Below are 19,625 nucleotides of genomic sequence, written 5' to 3'. Positions count from 1 at the left end.
GACGGATGAATAACATCAGGGGGAAAAGTATGAAACTTCATTACGCTTGGATTATTTTTATCGGTTGCTGCATTATCTCGTTTGTTGGTTTTGGCTTAACCATCAACACCGCTGGTTTATTTTGGGGCGGAATGAGCGAGGACTTAAATTTGACACGTGCTGAAATCGCTCTCAATGCTACTTTCAATGGTATTGCAGGTGCCGTATCATTATTATTTGCGGGTACGGTTTTTAAGAGGATCAACACTAAACTTTTACTCAGCCTCTCCTTTGGACTAACCGGACTCTGCTTCATTGCTTGCTCTTTCATTCAGACCATCGGTCCGTTCTATGGTATCAAGGTGATCTTAGGTGTCGTTCAGAATATATCCATCGTGATATCCATTCCTATTTTGCTCGGAAACTGGTTCGAAAAGAAATTGGGGATGTTATTCGGTATCACAGGTGCGTTAACCGCGGTAGGCGGCTCGTTCTTTAATCCGTTGATCAGCCACTTCATTCTGGAATATGGCTGGAGAACCACATACATCATCGTTGGTGTGATCTGCCTTGTTGTGCTTTTACCGGTTGCTCTTCTTATGAAATTCAAACCGGAAAATGGGATGCTTCCATATGGTGCAGAGAGCACTGTTGCAACCACTGCATCGGGTCAAGCACCACAAGCTGCCGTCTTGAAAGGGTTCACGATGAAAGATGCAATTCGTACGCCCATGTTCTACTGTTTTATCATAGCCATTATTTGTTTCCAATCCGCAGGATCCTTGGCACAGCATGTCCCGGCACTAATTCAAAGTCTTAACTTCAGCTTACAAGTGGGCGCAAGTGTAATGTCTGCCCTTCTCATTGGAGCTGCAGCAGGCAAATTGTTGATGGGTTTCATGCTAGACCATGTTAAACCCACGGTTGTTCTGCTTATCTTTACGATTGTTGGAGCTTCTGGATGGTATAGTACAGGAGTGTTCAACGACACACTATTCCTAAATGGTTCTGGATTCTTTAGCGGTATGGGACAAGCAATCGTACTAACTGCAATTCCTTTGTTAATTCGAGGATCTTTTGGAACGAAAGATTACAGTCAGATTCTCTCCATTATTCTCATGTTCGGCGCATTTTCAAACGCGATTTCCGTATATGTACACGGTTCCATCTTTGATCAAACAAGTTCCTACTCTGCTTCGTTGATCTTAAATGTCACTACTTATGTGATCGGATTCCTTTGTCTAATCTCTGCAATTAAATTGAGCAATAAAATGAAAACGATATAATGAATTACGTTATAGGAAGGTGTTAGACGATGAAAGCATTCCACATTCAACCCCAATTCGAAGGTATAGCTTCAACTATAGAACAGGAAAACGCTGCGGGCGAGTTCGACATCCATGGTGTAAGCGAAATAATGGTGCCTATGCGAGATGGTGTTCATCTCCATACCCAAGTTTATCTGCCGAACCACGGTGAGTCGTGGCCTTGCATTTTGGTTCGTAACCCTTATCCCAACAATCAAGCCATTCTTGAAGCTAGCTACACTCATTTTGTAAAGCATGGCTATGTTCTAGTTATTCAATCCTGTAGAGGAACCGGTCTTTCTGAGGGAGACTGGTCTCCTTTTGTGAATGAACGTGAAGATGGCATTGATACATTGGATTGGCTGGTTAAACAAAGTTTCCAAAATGGAAACATAGCACTCTTTGGTCAATCCTACTGTTCGTTCACTACATGGATTATCGCTGATTCTTTTCCTAAGGAAGTGAAAACCGTCTTCTTGGATCTCTTCGGTGTGGATCGGTATGGACAGATGTATATGAATGGCATGTTCCGTCATGACATCTATACGTCTTGGGCTTTTGCCAATTCTGGAATCGAAACGTCCTCAGATCCAGGTAAGCTATATCAAGAGGCATTGCACGTTATACCTCATGAACAAGCTGATGAGAAGCTCTTTGGTAGGAAGATGCCTTTTTACCAGAGCTATATTTCTGAGACAGATCGAAATTCAGCGTATTGGCAACAAGGATTATGGTCTGATCTACTCCGTATGCCCACCAAAATCGATATTCCAGTCTTCATGGTAGAAGGCTGGTTTGACCATCATCTAGAAGGAGCCTTCAAAGGCTATGAACTGCTTCCTGAACCAGTTAAGAAGAAGAGTAGATTTGTTGTTGGCCCTTGGGATCATGTCGGGAATTCACCTGGTGAACGTGCTTATCCTGATTCTAATCTGCTAGGTTCCTTTCGGATTAAAGCTGCTCTGGAATGGTTTGATATGCATCTTAAAGGGCAGGAATATACATTTCCTCCTGTCTCCTATTACCGGATCGGTTCTTCATGCTGGGAGGAACGGGATACGACAGTGAATGAGGCTAAGCCATGGCGTTTGTATTTCGTGAATGACTTGGAGAAAAAGCTAACGGAGACACCATCCGTTTCTTCTCCTGTACAATACGTGTATGATCCAAATTCACCTATCCCCACCCATGGTGGAAGTGCTCTACTTGCTTGGATTATGCCTTCATTCAACGGGGCACCGCATGGCAGTCTATCCCAACCCAAGTATCCAGAGCGTCAGGATATTATCCAATTCGACTCTCCCGTGTTGGAAAAAGGGAAATCGATTACGGGTGGGATCAAGGTGAGCTTGGAAGTTAGCAGCGATGTGGAGGATACTGCGTTTAGCGTGAAAATTTGCGAAGTATTCCCTGATGGTCGCAGTTTTAACATTGTGGATGGTATTACTTCTTTAAGTTACCGAAATAACAGCGATACTCCGATGAGTTACACTCCGAATCAACCCGTTCAAGTCATTATTGAAATGTGGCCAACGGCTTGGGAGGTTCAACCTGGTTCGTTTATTAGGGCAGAAGTTTCCTCTTCTAACTTTCCTGCCTATCATGTTCACGCGAATGCCAAAGGGCCATGGGCATCTATGAAGGAATATCGTGTTGCGACCCAAACCATATATACGGGTTCTGATCGTCGTAGTTATATTGATTTTCCTGAATAATGAAACGCAAGTTATTTGCAGTTATGCACGACAAAAGCTACTTTAAATAGGAATCTAAGATAGATGAATTTTATGTTTAGGAGAAGGTAATATGTATTTGGTTATTGATATTGGTGGTACATTTGTGAAATATGCTTTGATGGATTCAGGCGGGGAAATCAGCTACAAAGATAAATCACCCGTAGGGAAGGCAAGTCTACAGGAGATGTTAACTGGGCTATACGCGATTATAGATAAACAGGATCTTTCTGATATCAAAGGTATTGCTATAAGCTGTCCCGGAACAGTTGACGTTAGCACTGGCGTGATATATCACGGCGGGTCTTTCCCTTTCTTACATGAAGTCAATCTAGCCCAATTGATTCGTGATCGCTACGGTAAAGAGGTTTCGATTGAGAATGATGGAAAATGTGCTGCACTCGCTGAGTTGTGGTTAGGTAGTGTGAAGCATGCCCAAAGCTCAATCGTTATGGTACTGGGCACTGCTGTAGGTGCCGGCATTATTGTAGATGGGAAGCTTATGCGCGGAGTCAACTTATCTGCCGGGGAAGTTAGCTATGTGATGAGTCATGTGAACTCTATAACGGGTGAGGCGAATTTCTTCGGCCTAGACTGCTCAGCTGTAGCCATGGTTCAGAAGATAGGTGAAATGAAACAACTGGAAGATCCATCAGACGGTGAAGCGGTCTTCAATATGATTAATGCAGGCGATCTAGAAGCCAACCAAGTGTTCGATGAGTACTGTCTTATGGTAGCTGCGCAAATTATGAACCTTCAGTATATTCTTGATCCAGAATTATTCGCCATTGGTGGCGGCATTAGTGCTCAACCATTACTCATTGAAAGGCTTCAGCAGGCTATAGAAAAGATTAAACGGATCAATCCACTTCATATGGCTCATCCGATCATTACACCATGTACTTTCCGAAGTGACGCTAACCTATACGGCGCGTTGTATAACTTCTTTGTTGAACAAGAAAAAATGCTGCGTGTTAAACACTAATGGGTAGCTAACAATAAAGAGAAGGAAACCTCAATAAGGTTTACCTTCTCTTTTTATTTTACCTTTTCAAATTCGAAGACGTTCTTCTAACATTTCAATATCGCCTTGATCACCGTACTTACAGATTCGCAGATCGGCTCCCTTACTTTCAGATCAAGTTACTTGTAAAATCTCCCTCAAGTATACCATCTGATCCACATACAACGGGAGACTTAAACTTGTACCAATACCTAGAGTAAAGAAATCAGAGCTCCGCCAATTGCGCCTGTCAACACGATCAGCCATGGTGGCAACTTCCAGTAGACTAACATGCTAAATAAGATTGCTGCAAACGCAAAATCAAGCGGATTCACAATTGTACTCGTCCATATGGGCTGATAAAATGCAGCAATTAAGATGCCGACTACCGCTGCGTTTACGCCCATAAAAGCCGCTTTGGCTTTGGGATTACGACGCATTACATCCCAGAAAGGAAGGGTTCCTACGATTAATAAGAATGCAGGTAGGAAAATTGCAAAGGTTGCTAATAGGCCTCCACCCCATCCATACATCACTGCACCTAGATAAGAAGCAAAGGTAAATAACGGTCCGGGAACGGCTTGAGTTGCCCCATATCCTGCGAGAAATGCCTCTTCGCTGAGCCAGCCGGTGGATACAAATTCACGTTCAAGTAAGGGTAGGACAACGTGCCCTCCACCAAATACGAGAGAGCCAGAACGGTAGAAGCTGTCAAACATCGCAATCCATTGCATGGAAGTTATTTCTCTTAGAATAGGAAGTAGAATTAATAAGCCTATAAATGACACTAAACAGACTACTGCAATACTACGTTTAACCGGAAAACGAACCTGATCCTCTGACTCCACTTCATGTTGAATATGATCCCGGTATAATAGGAAACCCATAATTGCCGCGCCAACAATCATTACGACTTGAGAATATGCGGTTTGCCACAATAAGGTAATGACCATAGCGAGTAAGGCAATGGCTTTTCTTCTTAGATCCGGAGTTAATTTCTGTGCCATTCCTATGATCGCGTGTGCAACGACGGCAACAGCAACAATTTTCAACCCATGAATCCAACCGGCACCGCTAACATCCACACCTTGGAGGATCACGGCAAATAGAATTAACACAAAGACAGAGGGTAAGGTGAAACCCAGGAATGAAACAATGCCTCCCAACACGCCAGCTCGCATAACCCCCATCCCAATCCCCACTTGGCTACTGGCAGGTCCGGGCAAGAATTGGCACAAAGCAACGAGGTCAGCATAACTCTTTTCGTCCATCCATTTTCGTTTTCGGACATATTCTTCATGAAAGTAACCTAAGTGAGCAACAGGCCCACCAAATGACGTAAAACCTAACTTCGTCGATACCCACAAGATCTCAAGTAACGATGTAAATAAACGTCGCTCGTTCATGGTTGGGTTAATCACTCTTTCTCTACTTATTTCATGTCTATATGGGATGCTAACATATAGGAATAAGCTCTCACAACACATCTTCAAAAAAATTACAATGCGATAACATTTCTTATACAAGGTAATGGATTTCAAGAAGAAACATATAAAAAAACAGCCATTCCGATGTTGGAACGACTGTATTGCTTATTCCGCTAAAGCTCCTGTTACTGGAACAACTTATACCAGTATAACGTGGTTTCAATATTAGGAGTATAGGACTGCTTAAGTGTGTCAACTCCACCGAGTATGAATCCTTGTTTCACATAAAATCGGCATGCTCCAAGATTATCATCTTGTGCTTCTAAGGACATGCCTATCAGTTTTCTTTCTTTTGCCCACTCTTCTGCTTGATTGAAGAGCAACTTTCCGACTCCACTGCCTCTATAATCTTTTTTGGTAGCAATGTTTTCAATATAACAAAAGCGATTCCAATCCTTAATAATTCTAATTTGTCCTATACAAGTATTGTCCATATAAGCTAAAAACAAAGCTTTATCGTCTTGGTTTATATATTGGCTCCAATCGAGCTTCTCATCTGGAAAACGTATTTCTCTGGCTTCGTCAAAAAGAACTTCTGTATAAGACCATTTTCCTGATTGGAAGCTGGGGACAACTCTACCATATAACTCAAAATAATCATTTGTCGTATTGATATCCTCTATGAAGTCATTATTTAATGGTGAAATAATGATGTTATTTTCACGACTCAATGTTACACACTTCCTTTTATAAAAGATTGCTTCCATTATATAGTGCGATATTCCTTCGGCGAACACCCGCATATAGAGTTGAATTTCTTATAGAAGAAACTAACATTCTCGTAACCCACATAATTAGCTACTTCCGTGACGCTCATATTACTGCTAATCAGTAGCGTTTTGGCAAAACGGATCTTCTGTTGATGAAGCAGTCCCATGAACGACATGCCTGTATGCTTTTTCAGTTGTGAGGAGAGATAGTTGGCATTGATATTGAAATGGGCTGCAGTCGAACTTAACGTACAGTTTTTGTAATTCTCTTCAATATAACGCAAGATCAGCACAATGGGACTTTTCTTTAGGCGATTGTCCTGCTTATCCGAATCGTTCTCGTAGACATGGATCAGCTCCATCATAATTAATGAGAAAAGAGAGTCCAGCATCTCGCCAGAACGAGAGCATGGGTCGAACCATTCGCAGAAAAACTCGTTCATAAACACGGGGAGTCTTCTACTATTCTCCGAGGGAAACAGAATAAAACTGTCATGCGCATTGCCTTCAGTTATGGAATTGATAAAAAAGCTAGACAATGGACTATCTGCTGAGATTCGATTAAAAAAATTACTGTTGAAATATTCTTTACGAATAATAATATTGATCAGGATATCCGACTCTCCAAGGGGTTCGATCCGATGGACAGTGTCCGAATCTACAAGTAGAATCTGCCCCTTTTGTAAAGAGTAAATATTGTTGTTAATAATCTGAGTGCAAGATCCATCATACATATAGTTGATTTCAATCCAGTCGTGAAAATGTAAGGGATAGGACTGAAAGCGCGAGTGCTTCTTCACAACGATGTCTGGCGAAATCGTAAATAACTCGGTATGATCCTTAATTAATAGCTTGGCAACTCGCTTACGATCTTTGAACATATATAGAAACTCAAGCGGTTTAGGAGAAGGAATGCCCTGACGATACAACTCTTCACTTGGGGTCAATGCACGCAAAGATGTATCTAAGTCTTGTGGAGTCATAGCCAGTTTCTCCTTTCATGATGAATTACAAAACGAACTACGATGTAAAAAAACCTATTTCGTTCGTGCTTTTACGATTATAAAATGCTTTAGTTCAATTTGTATATAATGAAATACGATAAACGAAGAAGCAGTCGTTTTGTTATCGTCACAAAACCCTGCTTCTTCAGATTGCCTCTATTCTAATCGAAATTGAGCACACATGTTACTGTCCGAGCTATTGCCAATATAAACTTCAAAATAACCCGGTTCTGCCTCATACCTCATACTTTTGGTATGGAATTTCAGCAGTTCTTCTGTGATTTTAAAGCTGATCTGTTTGGTCTCGCTAGGGAGCAGATGAATCTTCTGAAAGCCTCGCAATTCCTTGATCGGTCGCACGACACTCCCTACAAGATCGCGAATGTAGAGCTGAACCACTTCTTCTCCCTCAACATCACTCGTGTTGTGAACCTCAATCGTAGCTTCAATTTCTTGACCGGCTCGCATATTCGCATGACTTAGCTTCAAGTTAGTATACTCCGCAACGTGATATGACAAGCCGAACCCAAAAGGATATAACGGTTCATTCGGACTGTCCAAATAACGCGAAGTAAAGCGAAGGCTGTGTGTAGAGCTTTTTGGCGGTCTTCCCGTGTTAAATCCGTTGTAATAGACTGGAACCTGACCTACGGTATAGGGAAAACTCATCGTTAATCGGCCCGATGGATTCACATGCCCCATGACCAAATCCACAATAGCATGTCCGCCTTCTGTACCCGGGAACCAGCATTCAAGTATGGCATCTACTCGATCTTTGATGTCCGTGAGTACTAAAGGTCTACCGTTGAAGAGCAGAAGTACGGAACGTTTAACCCATGGCAGCACTTCGTTCATAAAATCGGTTTGAATTTTAGGCAAAGTTAGATCGGTTCTGCTTCCCGCCTCACCGCTTTGCAAGGTATGTTCTCCCATCGCAAAAATGACAACATCAGCCCATTTTGCAAGTTCGATAGCCTTGTTTTTTTCCGCTTCTCTAGCCTCGTCGGTATTCAGTGCATTTGCTTCGGAGGCAAAGAAACCAAAATCGCCAAGTCCATCCAAACTCTCTAGTAAGGCACATCCTTGTGTATACTTGAAGCAATCCGATGGCATGATTTCTTCAAAAGCCTTTTTCACCGTAATGACCTGACTTTTGTCTCCATACACCGCCCATAATCCATTTAATTCCTGACTATTCGCATACGGCCCGATTAGAGCCACTTTAGTTGCTTTAGTGAGTGGTAATGTGTTCTTCGAATTCTGAAGCAAGACAAGAGATTCGGTTGCTGCTTTTCTGGACAAGCTTTTGCTTTCGTAACTTTCCTTCAGTTCTTGTTCTTTCGCTATGCTGGCACCTCTGAAGGGATCTTCGAACAATCCTAGCTTATTTTTCAATCTCAATACACGGAGAACAGCTTCATCTAGCTTCTGTTGACTAATTGCTCCGTCCTCCAGCAAAGGCTTAAGCTGGTTGGCATAACAGGATGTCTTCATATCAATATCAACGCTAGCCTCCATCGCTAGTCTGGCAGCGTGCTTCTCGTTCTCAGCTACACCATGGGCAATGAGTTCAGATATGGCTGCATAATCTGTGATCAAAACCCCATCGAAGCCCCATTCCTGGCGTAACACTTCGTCCATTAACCATTGATTCGCGGTAGCTGGAATCTCGTCAACGGTGTTAAAGGAGGTCATAACCAATTCACAGCCTGCATCTACCGCGGCTTTATATGGCGGTAGATACTCTTCACGGAGCCTTCTTTCGGACATATCTACTGTGTTATAGTCACGTCCACCTTCAGGAGCCCCATACGCAGCATAGTGTTTCACACAGGAAGCTAAGCTCTCGCCAGGTGTAAAATCACCTTGAAATCCTTCTACCATGGCCTTGGCAAATACACTATTCAAATAAGTATCTTCTCCAGTAGACTCCATGCTCCGTCCCCATCTAGCATCACGAACCACATCTACCATTGGTGCAAAGGTTACATGCGCACCTGCTGCGCATGCTTCCTTTGCTGTAAGACGATTACACCATTTCACAAGCTCAGGATTCCAACTACTCCCTAATGCCAGTGGGATGGGAAAAACCGTTTTGTAACCATATACGATATCAGCCATAAATAATAAAGGAATCTTGTGACGACTTTTTTCCATATAATCGCGTTGTATGGTAGTAACCTTCTCTGCCCCTAATACATTGAGTACAGACCCAGTCAGTTGAACCATCTCTTGCGTGATTCCCAGCTTCTCCATCGGCCCCACTGCCATTGCTCCTGCGTTGAAGAAGTCTCCGGAAAGCTGAATAAGTTGTCCTATCTTTTCTTCTATGGTGAGTGTATTTAATAAATTCAGTAATTGCGTATTATTCATTTTTTTGTGTTCCCCATATCTTTAGTTTTCATCAAGCATCCGGTCGTTGTAGCCAAAGAGGTATGTTCCAGCGAATGCTCCAACAAAGCCAACGATTGCGGCAATCAGCATGGAGATGCCACCTTTCAGGACAGCGATAGCCGGAAGGGTCAACGCTGATACCGTGAACATCGCAGGATACTGGGCAGAAGCCAGACCTACAATAATGCCTCCTAGTCCAATGCTAGCGCAAGCAATATAGAAAGGTTTTTTGTACTTCAGATTGACGCCATAGATGGCAGGTTCGGTTACGCCTCCGACGATCGCTGAGAATGAAGATGATCCTGCAAATTCCTTCAATGTTCTATTCTTCGTTTTCAAGAATACAGCGAGAGCCGCTCCACCCATTGCAAAGTTGGTACCGATTGTAACCGGAAGCAACGTATCGTAGCCATAGACCGCAAAATTGTTCATAACAATTGGCACGAGTCCCCAGTGTGCGCCGAAAATCACTAGGATTGGCCATAATACAGCCAAGATCAGACCTGCCACAGCTGGCATAAATTCATATAACGCTGTGTATCCGGCTGCCACCGAATCACCTAGCAGACTTGTCAATGGCCCAATAACAATCAATGAAGCCGGTACCATAATGGCAATACACAATACAGGCACGAAAATACCTTTAACCAACTGAGGCATAATTTTGTTCAAAAACTTCTCTAGCTTAGATAAGATATATACTGCCGCTATCACTGGAATAACGGATGATCCATAGTTAATGAGTTTGACTGGAATACCTATGAAGGAAATGGAGCTTCCTGCCGCTTGTAGAGCTACTAAGTTTGGATACAGGAATGCACCTGCAATCGCCAATGCGACCGATTGGTTAGCTCCGAATTTTTTAGCAGAAGTAACCGCCAATATCACTGGAAGGAAATAAAAGAATGCATCGGCAGCAGCATACAGAACGGCATACGTACCACTCTCTGCTGACATCCAACCCAAGGTGGTGCACATAACAAGTATTCCTTTGAGGATACCGGCACCCATCATACCTGCCATAATCGGTAGGAATATGCTTGAGATCGTATCTAGTAACAGAGACAATCCTTTTTTCTCATTTTGTTCCGGTTGCTCGCTCTTTTCATTATTCTCGTTCTGACGAGGTGCAGCTTCTCCCTTCGAACCCCTAACATTCTCCACAGCATTAAATACATGCTCTACATGCGTCCCCACAATAACCTGATATTGTCCTCCAGACTGCAATACATTTAGTACACCTTCGGTTTTCTTCAGTTTCTCTGTTGCGGCCACGCTTTCATCTCTAAGTACAAAACGAAGTCTGGTCATGCAGTGAGTCAAGGACTGTATATTCTCTTCTCCACCCACCCCATCATATATCGTTTTGGCAAGGGTGCAGTAATCCCTTACATTTTGTTTATCTGCCATGTTGCTTCCCCCTACTTCTCAATGTCAAAACTGTTAATATATTTGATTGTATCGATATAGCGCGATCGGAATAATAACCAAATCACATGATTTCATTGACCATTTCACTGTATTTTATTTAAGCCATTTCAGTTATTCTAGGTGATATTCAATTTAATTCTAGGAGAACATATATGAAATTTAACAATCCCGTTATTTCAGGTTTCTATCCTGATCCCAGCATTTGTAGCGTAGGCGAAGATTATTACTTAGTGAACAGTTCGTTTCATTACTTTCCCGGTGTGCCTATTTTTCATAGTCGAGACTTGGTAAATTGGCAACAGATTGGTTATTGCTTAACTCGTCCAGAGCAGTTGAATCTCTCGAATCTCGAAAGCTCGATGGGCATTTTTGCCCCAACGATTCGTTATCACGAAGGAACCTTTTATATGGTTACGACACTAGTGTCAGGTAAAGGTGATGATGGCTTTCGGAATTTCTATGTCCGTGCAAGCGATCCTTCAGGACCATGGTCTGAACCCGTTTGGTTAGATTGGCAAGGCATAGATCCCTCTCTATTGTTTGATGGAGATGGACGTGTGTATATTACGGGAACCAATGCATTTACTAATGAGGAACCAGGTATTTACCAAGCAGAAATCAACCTACAGACAGGAAAGTTATTGTCGGCTCGTCAACTTATATGGAGAGGAACCGGTGGGAAATCCCCGGAAGGCCCTCACCTTTACCATATCCATGATCAATACTATTTGATGATCTCCGAGGGAGGCACAGAGTATGGCCATATGGTTACCGTTGCACGTAGCGATAATCCATTCGGGCCTTACGAGAGTGCCCCTACCAATCCGGTGTTAAGCCATCGCAGCACTGGACATCCGATTCAGGCTACAGGTCATGCCGATCTGATTCAGGCTCATGACGGGAGCTGGTGGGCTGTTCTGCTGGGTATTCGTCCGATTTCAAGAAGACATCATTTGGGGAGAGAGACTATGCTGGCTCCCGTAACCTGGTCTGAGGATGGTTGGCCGATAATCGGAATAGATGGGCAGCTTCAAGCCAACATGACGGGTCCTGATTTTGGCACAGAACAACTCCAGGTTCTAGAACCACTCGATCATTTTACTACACCCGAATTAAGTTATCGATGGAACTTCCTGCGTAATCCCGATCCTTCAAATTGGTCACTTACGCATCGTCCAAGTTGGTTAACATTGAAGGGCTCTCCGCAAACATTGAATGATATAGATTCACCGGCATTTATTGGTTGTCGCCAAAAGCATTTTGATTGCACTGTATCTACGCTACTTGAGTTTGACCCGAAAGAGAATGAAGAAGCTGGACTTACCGTATATATGAATGAAAAGCATCATTACGAATTGGCGCTCGCACATGTGAATGGTAAGCGCTCCGTCCTGCTTCGAACAAGAGCAGGTTCCATCTGTATGGTCGCAGCGATACAAGAATATGTTGGAAAAGAGATTGTCTTAGAGATCCAGGCTACAAAAGCACAATATACATTCTCGTATCGCGCATCTCATGATAAGCAATCCACACTACTAGGACATGCAGAAACCAGCTTGTTATCCACTGAGGTTACCGGCGGCTTCACTGGTGTTTATTTCGGTCTCTATGCAACTGGAAACGGCAAAACATCCGAATCCCCGGCCTATTTTGATTGGTTTGAATATCAAGCTTAGATTGAACTTGAACGAAAAAACAACGAATGGCAGACATTCGTTGTTTTTTCGTATGTTTACAATTGGATACGCAGCAAATCACTACTCAACTGTGTTTCTTGATCACTTTCTAGCAGAATATCGACTTGTTTAACTAAATCTTGCCCGACAGATACTACGATCGGAGTAATTATTGAAATGCCTTCTTGCTGAATTTGTTCGATATCAAACTCAAGCAATAGCTGACCCTTTTTAATTTTTGCTCCGGTAGCCACATGTAATGTAAATCCTTTTCCCTTAAGAGAAACCGTATTCATTCCGACATGGATCAACATCTGGACGCCTGACTTGTGCTCAAGCAGCATGGCATGCTTGCTCTTATCCATTATATAAGCCACAGTCCCGTCAAATGGCGCGAATACCTTCCCCTCACTCGGTAGAATTGCGACACCGTCACCCATCGATCTGGTAGCAAACGCTTCGTCTTCTACTTGCTCTAGCGGAACGATCTTTCCGATAATAGGTGCACCAACCAACACTTCGTTTACATTGTTTTTCTTTTTCCATCCCAAAAACACAGGCAACTTCTCCTTTAATCTGACTCATAATGATGGAGCTATGATATGAAGCACCAACTAATTTACAGTGATTGGCTCTTATCCATTGCTTATGTACCAACCAACTGAAATGACTTCTCCGTATATTGCATAATCTCAAGCTCATTTCCATCGGGATCTACAATCCATAACTGCCACGTGTGATCAGGTCCCAGTATAGGCTCGCTTTTAAGAGGAATGCCTTTGGCTCTGAATTGCTGAGCAGCTTCATGAATATCGTCAACGACTAGTGCAAGATGATACATCGCATAGTACTCTTTCAGATTAGGACGTTCTTTTCTCTCCTCATAGCTATAGAACAGTTCTACAAACTGTTTGTCTCCGAATTCAAGATACTCAATCCATGGCTGGGATTGTTCTTCATCTCGATACAATGTGAATTTACGTTTAAACCCTAATCCATCACAATAAAATTGCAGTGATCTTTCCATATCTTTCACCTTCATTCCAGCATGAGCAATACTTAACACGTTCATCTGCTTCTCTCCTTTCATGGTGAATTAAGATAGATTAGAGCGGAAGATCAAATTAAAGCAGCCTCTTGGCTTCTCCCCAAGTAATGATTGAGATAGCCCTCTGGCAATCCTGGCAACCGCTCGAATTCCGTTTCCATCGTCTGGGTCACACCTGTCTCCGAAGATTGAACGATACCATTCAAAATTTCAACGGCGTGACAAGCCATATCCATACTTGCCCGATGGGGTCTTCCCTGCCTGATAGCCCATGCCATTTCAGCGACACCAAGACCTCTGGAATTCTCACTGTATCCGTACATGTGTGGAATCTCGATGGGTTCTGACATTCCTTTCTTCTGTAACAGAACTTTGCCTCCGAATCGATCTGGATCAGGCAGATACAATATACCCTCTGTTCCGTAGATCGTTAAGACAGGGACTTGCGGCCATATGGTATTGGCATTAAAGTTCACTGTTCCATATACGCCATTCTTATATCTCATGCTTGCAATCATGATATTCTCGTTCCGGGTCTCCAAGGTTTCACCAAAATGAGGTGATGCAGGGTTCTCAACAACGTATGTTGATTGCGTATTATCAGCGAATCCGCTTACCTTTTCAACTGGGCCAAGAATACTTAGGAGTGCTGTAGTATAGTAGATTCCTACATCAAAACCGATCCCACCGCCAGGCTTCGTTGTAAAAGCTCCTGGTTCATATAAGAAGCCCATATCGCGGTTAACTGCTGCATGACATGTCATCACTTTGCCTATCCCACCATGATCAATCACATGACGAGCCGTTTGAATGGCAGCTCCAAGAAAGGTATCTGGCGCACATCCGAGTCTCAGGTTTTGTCTCTCGGCAAAGGTCTTTAATTCGAGCGCTTCCGCTAGACTCGGGGTCACAATTTTCTCTGTATAGACATGCTTACCTGCTTCTAATGCCTGCTTAATAATCCCATAATGAGCTGTTGCAGGGGTTAGATTAACAACCATCTCAATCTCCGGGTCCTGTAAAATCTCATCCATATGCATCCCTTTTATCCCATAAGAGCTTGCCTTCTCTTCAGCCTTGTGAATATTGGTTCCGCCACAACTGACGACATCCAAGATTTCGAATTGATTGATCATATTTTCCAAATAAACTCCACTTATTTGCCCATATCCTATAACGGCTGTTTTCATTTTCTGGAGGTTGGTCATCTGCTCACTCCTATACTTTTATTTCATTTGTTGAAAATATCGGTCTAATGCTTCTATTAAAAGGCTGTGATCTACATCATCATGAAGACCTGATACACATAGGGAGCCCACTAACAATCCATTCTTCAGTTTCAAAGGGAACCCACCCCCGCTCAGAACAAATCTACCTGGGTCTAAGTCGGAAAAGGAATGTCCTGGCTTCAATCCCTTATCAATCATCTTCAACATCGCATGTTTACTGCTTATTCCGAATGCCGTGACCGTATTTCGCTTCCCAGAAATCCAAGTCTCTTCATAAATCCCTCTGCCTTCCGGGTAGAACCTAAACACAACAAAGTTGCCTAAGGCAGCTTCCACGGCCACCGGCTTCTCCTGTTTCATGCTTATTTCCTTCAAGTATTCGCCTATCTGACAGATATCTTGTTGTCTAAGTTCCTCAAACCGATATTTAGCCTCTTGCTCCTTACACAATAACAACTGAGCATTCTGAGCATGATCTAACATCTGTGCACTCCCTGTATTTTTGAAATAGTAAAATTCCACTAATAACGTTTAGTGCAAATAGAATAACACCATTCAACCCTCAACATAATATCGAAACCACAGACATTTATTGACCAAATCATTGTTTTTCTAGATGGATCTTAAATATGACTTTGATTCAAAAAAGCCGCTCCGATTAAAAGAACGACATGGTTGACTGTTTATTTCTCAATTTAGTTGATAACAACAAAAAATGACTCACTTCGCTGACTAGGCGGAGTGAGCCATGAGATGTTAACGTGCAATTCGTCTTAACTTGCCTTAGCAAGTTTCGTGGCAAGAATCGATGCCGTAGCATAAACGACGAGTGCAACCCATATGAATCCGAAACCGACAAGCAGAACAGGCGATACGGATTCTTTGAACACAAATACACTGAGTACCAGCATAATCGTCGGGCCAATGTATTGTACGAATCCAAGTGTGGACAGTGACAACCGCGCGGCTGCTCGGGCAAAGAACAACAACGGCAACGCCGTTACTACCCCAGAAAGAAGTAATTCAAGGAACATTGGTGTCGGCAGCGTCCAAGCCGTCGTTTTCCCTACAATCCCCAGATAGATCCAGTAACCAAGTGCAATGGGGAGAACTACCGCTGTCTCTGACAGCAATCCTACCGAAGCATCCTGAGCAATCTTCTTCTTCGCCAGACCATACAAACCAAAGGATACAGCAAGTGAGATCGCGACCCACGGGAACCGTCCGTAGTCGATGGCGATGATAAGCACAGCCGCTCCAGCAATAGCAATAGCCAGCCATTGACCCCGATTGGGCTTCTCACGAAGGAACATCACCGCTAACAATACATTCAGTAGCGGGTTCAGATAATAACCAAGGCTTGTCTCGACAACATGCCCGTTGTTGACTGCCCAGATGAAGATTAGCCAGTTGGCAGCGATCAACAATCCACTGGCGGTGAGGGCTAGCAGTTGTGTCCGATTAGCCAGAATTCGTTTCATCTCACCCCAGCGGCGCTGGATCGCGACCAGAATGCCCATGAAGACAAATGACCAGACTACCCGATGAGACAGAATCTCACCTGCCGGCACATGATTAAATAACTTCCAATAAAGCGGGAGAATCCCCCACATGATATACGCAATTATAGCGTTAACCAACCCGTTGTTCATAATGTATGAATTCCTCTTTTCTCTCTATGATGTCTGAACGGATTATACGCCTCATTCCATATGTAAGTAAAGACAATAATCTGACAGCAGAAAAGACCCTCTGGTTCAACTGCGTTACATATTGCACTGCACAACTAGTCGATTAGGAGGGCAATGTCTGTACAAACGATTGGAGCGTATTCGTAAAATAGATGCCTAGGGTCTTCCGAATTAAGCTCTTAGTAAAACGAATGTTCGTGGGAAATCAGTTTAAATGAAGAGCATACTCTTTCCTATGTAGTGAGATGGTTAGAGGTAGTGTATCGAGTTTATGGATCAGTCTATGTTTTTAACTTCCATTAAATATGTGCGGATAAAGAATCAACTCTTCACTTATCATTGATTCATTTATCCGCATAATTACATATCCATTTTCTAAATCGATTTATCGTTCAGTGTTCATATAATATAACGCACAATGCTTAATGCGTCTGAGCGGAGTTCTGATCTTTCTTAGCCACGAGTAAAAAATAAGTAACGACCGCGACAATACTCGTTCCTAACAAAGTAAGTCCGAGCGGAACAGCCGTGTCCTCTCCCGCAATACCAACGATTGGAGCAACCAAAGCTCCTAATACAAAGGGTACGACACCTAGAAGCGCCGCTGCACTACCAGCCATTTTGGATTGGCTTTCCATAGCGAGTGGGAATGCGGCAGTTGACGTAATACCGATTGAACATACGAAGAAGAACAATGGAAGAACCAGAGCAAACAGTGGCCCTTGAGCAATCGTTACCACTACAACGACAACACTCGATATGAGCGCAAGCCACAGTCCGGATAACAGAAGCGTCTGCTCAGGAATGCGGTGTGACATGCGTCCCACAATCTGCGAGCCAATGATTAAGCTAATTCCATTAGATGCAAACAATATGGAGAATACCGTCGGACTTACACCGTATATGTTCTGGTAAATAAACGGTGTACCTGCAACATAAGCGAATACACCCGCGGTCATAATACCCTGTGCCAGCATGTAACCAACAAACTTGCGATCACGCAGCATTGTACCATAACCACGAAGTTGAAGTTTAAAATTCGGCGCGACGCGCTTTTCAGGAGGATTCGTTTCTTTAAGACGCCATTGCGTCATAATGTACAAGAAAACGCCTAGGATCGCGAGGGAAATAAACACACCCGGCCACGATGTGAACGTAAGCACCCCACTACCTGCAATTGGAGCTGCCAAAGGACCGAGATTTCCTACAAGCAACAGTAGAGAGAAAAATTTAGTTAGCTCATGGCCACTATACAAGTCACGAGCAATAGCGCGAGAAATAACGATCCCTGCGGAAGCTGCAAATCCTTGTGTGAACCGGAACAAGATTAACATACCAATATTAGGCGAGTACGCACACGCTAAGGAGCAGATGATATAAGCAACCATAGAGATTAGCAAAGGTTTACGTCTGCCATGAGCATCACTGATTGGCCCCACAACGAGCTGGCCCATACCTAATCCCAATAAACAAGCTGTAAGACTGAACTGAACCAGTGATGCATTGGTGTTGAACATCGCTGCAATTTCAGGAAATGCCGGTAAATACATATCGATTGTAAATGGTCCTAACGTTGAAAATACGCCCAACAATAGAGCTAGACCAATCACATTCCATTGCTTTCTTTTTGTCATGATTCCTTAAGTCTCCACTTCATCTATATTTTTAAATAAATTGATACACATCGTTATATTTTAAAGTTGAACCTATGAAAATTACAATCATTAATTTTAAATGTAAAGAACGAACGAGCCGCAAGTGAAGATATGCGAGCCGTCCGTTCCTGTTTGGTTCCTATTCAACTGGGTCAACATATTCCACATTCACTAGATTCATTGCGTAGTTAATGCTCCAGTAAACTCTCTTACTTTTGCAGCAATTTCTTTGGCATGGGTTCGATATAAATAATGATTTGCCTCCAGTAAAACCATCTCTGCATGAACAGAATTCGCTAGTTGCTTCTCGTGTTCGGGTGCCCATTCAGGCGTTACCGGATGCTTGGCCTGAACAAAGAACTGGACAGGGAGATTGGGTGGAAAAGATAATTGCGCTGCTGATTGGAAATTCGAATACATACTCACAGCTTCATTTAATTGCGTCGTGTTATACATATTTTTTTGTCTTAATATTTGCAATTGTTCTTTCGTCACTTCATCATAAGGCAGTTCATCATACGGATCATCACTGAGCATCAATTGAATGCGGGGGAAGCCCAAATTACGGAACCACTTGATCTGATTGGTCACTGACGAATCAATCTTCTGTTCGCTCAGTGTTGGAACGCTGCTATCAAGCCCGATATATGCGCTCACTTCGTCAGGATATTGGTTCACATAATCCAAACTGTATAATCCTGAAATGGAGTGAGCCATCAGGATATAACGATCAATCTGAAGACGCTGTAAGGCTTGATGAATTTCACTTACAATCTGTTCCGTGGAACGTTCTTTATCGGTTTGATCGCTCAATCCGTAACCAAAAGGCTCCACCACAACCACTTTATAATAAGGGGTTAATTCTGATAGCAATGGCTCAAAATCAAGTCCAGGTGCCGCATTGCCGTAACCAGGCAGAATGACTACAGTCTCCTCACCTTCCCCCTGAATGAGCACATTCATCTGTTTTCCATCTACAGACACATATTGACCATAAGGCTCAATTCTTTTTTGTTCTGAATGACTAGCGATTTGATTATACGTATACACGCCAGCGATAAACAGTAATATGGCTATAAGGATCGCAGCAAATATTTTGAGTAAAATATGTAACAATCTCTTGGTTTTACTGCTCTTTCTTCCTTCCTTCACTACGGATGGTTTCAAACATATCAACTCCTCTATATATCTGTGCAACTTGTCTTGCATTTCTCTATACTAGTCTACCGAACGAAGTTGTCTTCTCTATGAATACAATATGAACGCAATATGAACTAA

16 protein-coding genes are annotated in these 19,625 nt (G+C 42.9%); 4 read left to right on the top strand and 12 right to left on the bottom strand.

The genetic code is table 11. The features are described from left to right. Window positions 1-29 precede the first annotated feature (29 nt). The 3 genes from ASD24_RS01985 to ASD24_RS01975 all read left to right on the top strand — a co-directional run bounded on the left by ASD24_RS01985 (window position 30) and on the right by ASD24_RS01975 (window position 4,004). The gene (locus ASD24_RS01985; protein WP_056690724.1) at window positions 30-1,265 is read left to right on the top strand and encodes an MFS transporter; all 1,236 of its coding nucleotides are present in this window, start codon (window positions 30-32) and stop codon (window positions 1,263-1,265) included. A 29-nt stretch (window positions 1,266-1,294) separates the two neighbouring features. Beyond that, window positions 1,295-3,001, top strand: coding sequence for a CocE/NonD family hydrolase (locus ASD24_RS01980; protein ID WP_056690722.1), 1,707 nt, complete (start codon window positions 1,295-1,297; stop codon window positions 2,999-3,001). Window positions 3,002-3,092: 91 nt separating this feature from the next. Further along, a complete protein-coding gene (locus tag ASD24_RS01975; protein ID WP_056690720.1) occupies window positions 3,093-4,004 on the top strand; it encodes an ROK family protein in 912 nt (303 codons plus the stop codon). Between the two features lie 230 nt (window positions 4,005-4,234). On the opposite strand, the gene ASD24_RS01970 is transcribed toward ASD24_RS01975, so the two are convergent. The 5 genes from ASD24_RS01970 to ASD24_RS01950 form a co-directional block, all read right to left on the bottom strand. Then, window positions 4,235-5,428 (bottom strand): chromate transporter, encoded by a 1,194-nt coding sequence (locus ASD24_RS01970; RefSeq protein WP_056690715.1) that lies wholly within the window; start codon window positions 5,426-5,428, stop codon window positions 4,235-4,237. Window positions 5,429-5,634: 206 nt separating this feature from the next. Beyond that, window positions 5,635-6,180: a GNAT family N-acetyltransferase gene (locus ASD24_RS01965; RefSeq protein ID WP_235540275.1), complete on the bottom strand. Its 546-nt coding sequence runs from the start codon at window positions 6,178-6,180 to the stop codon at window positions 5,635-5,637. Window positions 6,181-6,215: 35 nt separating this feature from the next. Then, window positions 6,216-7,202 (bottom strand): AraC family transcriptional regulator, encoded by a 987-nt coding sequence (locus tag ASD24_RS01960; protein ID WP_056690703.1) that lies wholly within the window; start codon window positions 7,200-7,202, stop codon window positions 6,216-6,218. Window positions 7,203-7,379: 177 nt separating this feature from the next. Next, entirely contained in the window at window positions 7,380-9,596 is a 2,217-nt protein-coding gene (gene bglX / locus ASD24_RS01955) for a beta-glucosidase BglX (RefSeq protein ID WP_056690700.1), read from the bottom strand. Window positions 9,597-9,617: 21 nt separating this feature from the next. Further along, entirely contained in the window at window positions 9,618-11,027 is a 1,410-nt protein-coding gene (locus ASD24_RS01950) for a PTS transporter subunit EIIC (RefSeq protein ID WP_056690698.1), read from the bottom strand. A gap of 173 nt (window positions 11,028-11,200) precedes the next feature. On the opposite strand from ASD24_RS01950, the gene ASD24_RS01945 reads away from it, so the two are divergent. Next, window positions 11,201-12,724, top strand: a complete 1,524-nt coding sequence (locus tag ASD24_RS01945; RefSeq protein ID WP_056690696.1) for a glycoside hydrolase family 43 protein — start codon at window positions 11,201-11,203, stop codon at window positions 12,722-12,724. Between the two features lie 56 nt (window positions 12,725-12,780). On the opposite strand, the gene ASD24_RS01940 is transcribed toward ASD24_RS01945, so the two are convergent. The 7 genes from ASD24_RS01940 to ASD24_RS01910 all read right to left on the bottom strand — a co-directional run bounded on the left by ASD24_RS01940 (window position 12,781) and on the right by ASD24_RS01910 (window position 19,514). Next, the gene (locus ASD24_RS01940) at window positions 12,781-13,281 is read right to left on the bottom strand and encodes a PTS sugar transporter subunit IIA (RefSeq protein WP_056690694.1); all 501 of its coding nucleotides are present in this window, start codon (window positions 13,279-13,281) and stop codon (window positions 12,781-12,783) included. Between the two features lie 89 nt (window positions 13,282-13,370). Continuing rightward, entirely contained in the window at window positions 13,371-13,796 is a 426-nt protein-coding gene (locus ASD24_RS01935) for a VOC family protein (RefSeq protein WP_056690691.1), read from the bottom strand. A gap of 47 nt (window positions 13,797-13,843) precedes the next feature. Further along, window positions 13,844-14,980: a Gfo/Idh/MocA family protein gene (locus ASD24_RS01930; protein ID WP_056690688.1), complete on the bottom strand. Its 1,137-nt coding sequence runs from the start codon at window positions 14,978-14,980 to the stop codon at window positions 13,844-13,846. Between the two features lie 18 nt (window positions 14,981-14,998). Continuing rightward, complete coding sequence (locus ASD24_RS01925; RefSeq protein WP_235540272.1) at window positions 14,999-15,523, bottom strand: heme-binding protein; 525 nt, start codon at window positions 15,521-15,523, stop codon at window positions 14,999-15,001. A gap of 251 nt (window positions 15,524-15,774) precedes the next feature. After that, window positions 15,775-16,653: an EamA family transporter RarD gene (rarD, locus tag ASD24_RS01920; RefSeq protein ID WP_056690682.1), complete on the bottom strand. Its 879-nt coding sequence runs from the start codon at window positions 16,651-16,653 to the stop codon at window positions 15,775-15,777. 461 nt (window positions 16,654-17,114) lie between these two features. Then, entirely contained in the window at window positions 17,115-18,326 is a 1,212-nt protein-coding gene (locus tag ASD24_RS01915) for a multidrug effflux MFS transporter (RefSeq protein WP_056690678.1), read from the bottom strand. Between the two features lie 198 nt (window positions 18,327-18,524). Next, entirely contained in the window at window positions 18,525-19,514 is a 990-nt protein-coding gene (locus ASD24_RS01910) for an alpha/beta fold hydrolase (RefSeq protein ID WP_056690675.1), read from the bottom strand. Window positions 19,515-19,625: the final 111 nt, after the last annotated feature.

Source organism: Paenibacillus sp. Root52 (genome assembly GCF_001426865.1).
Classification (GTDB): domain Bacteria; phylum Bacillota; class Bacilli; order Paenibacillales; family Paenibacillaceae; genus Paenibacillus.
Note: the sequence above shows the minus strand (reverse complement) of the source record. Positions and strands in the feature narration are given on the sequence as shown.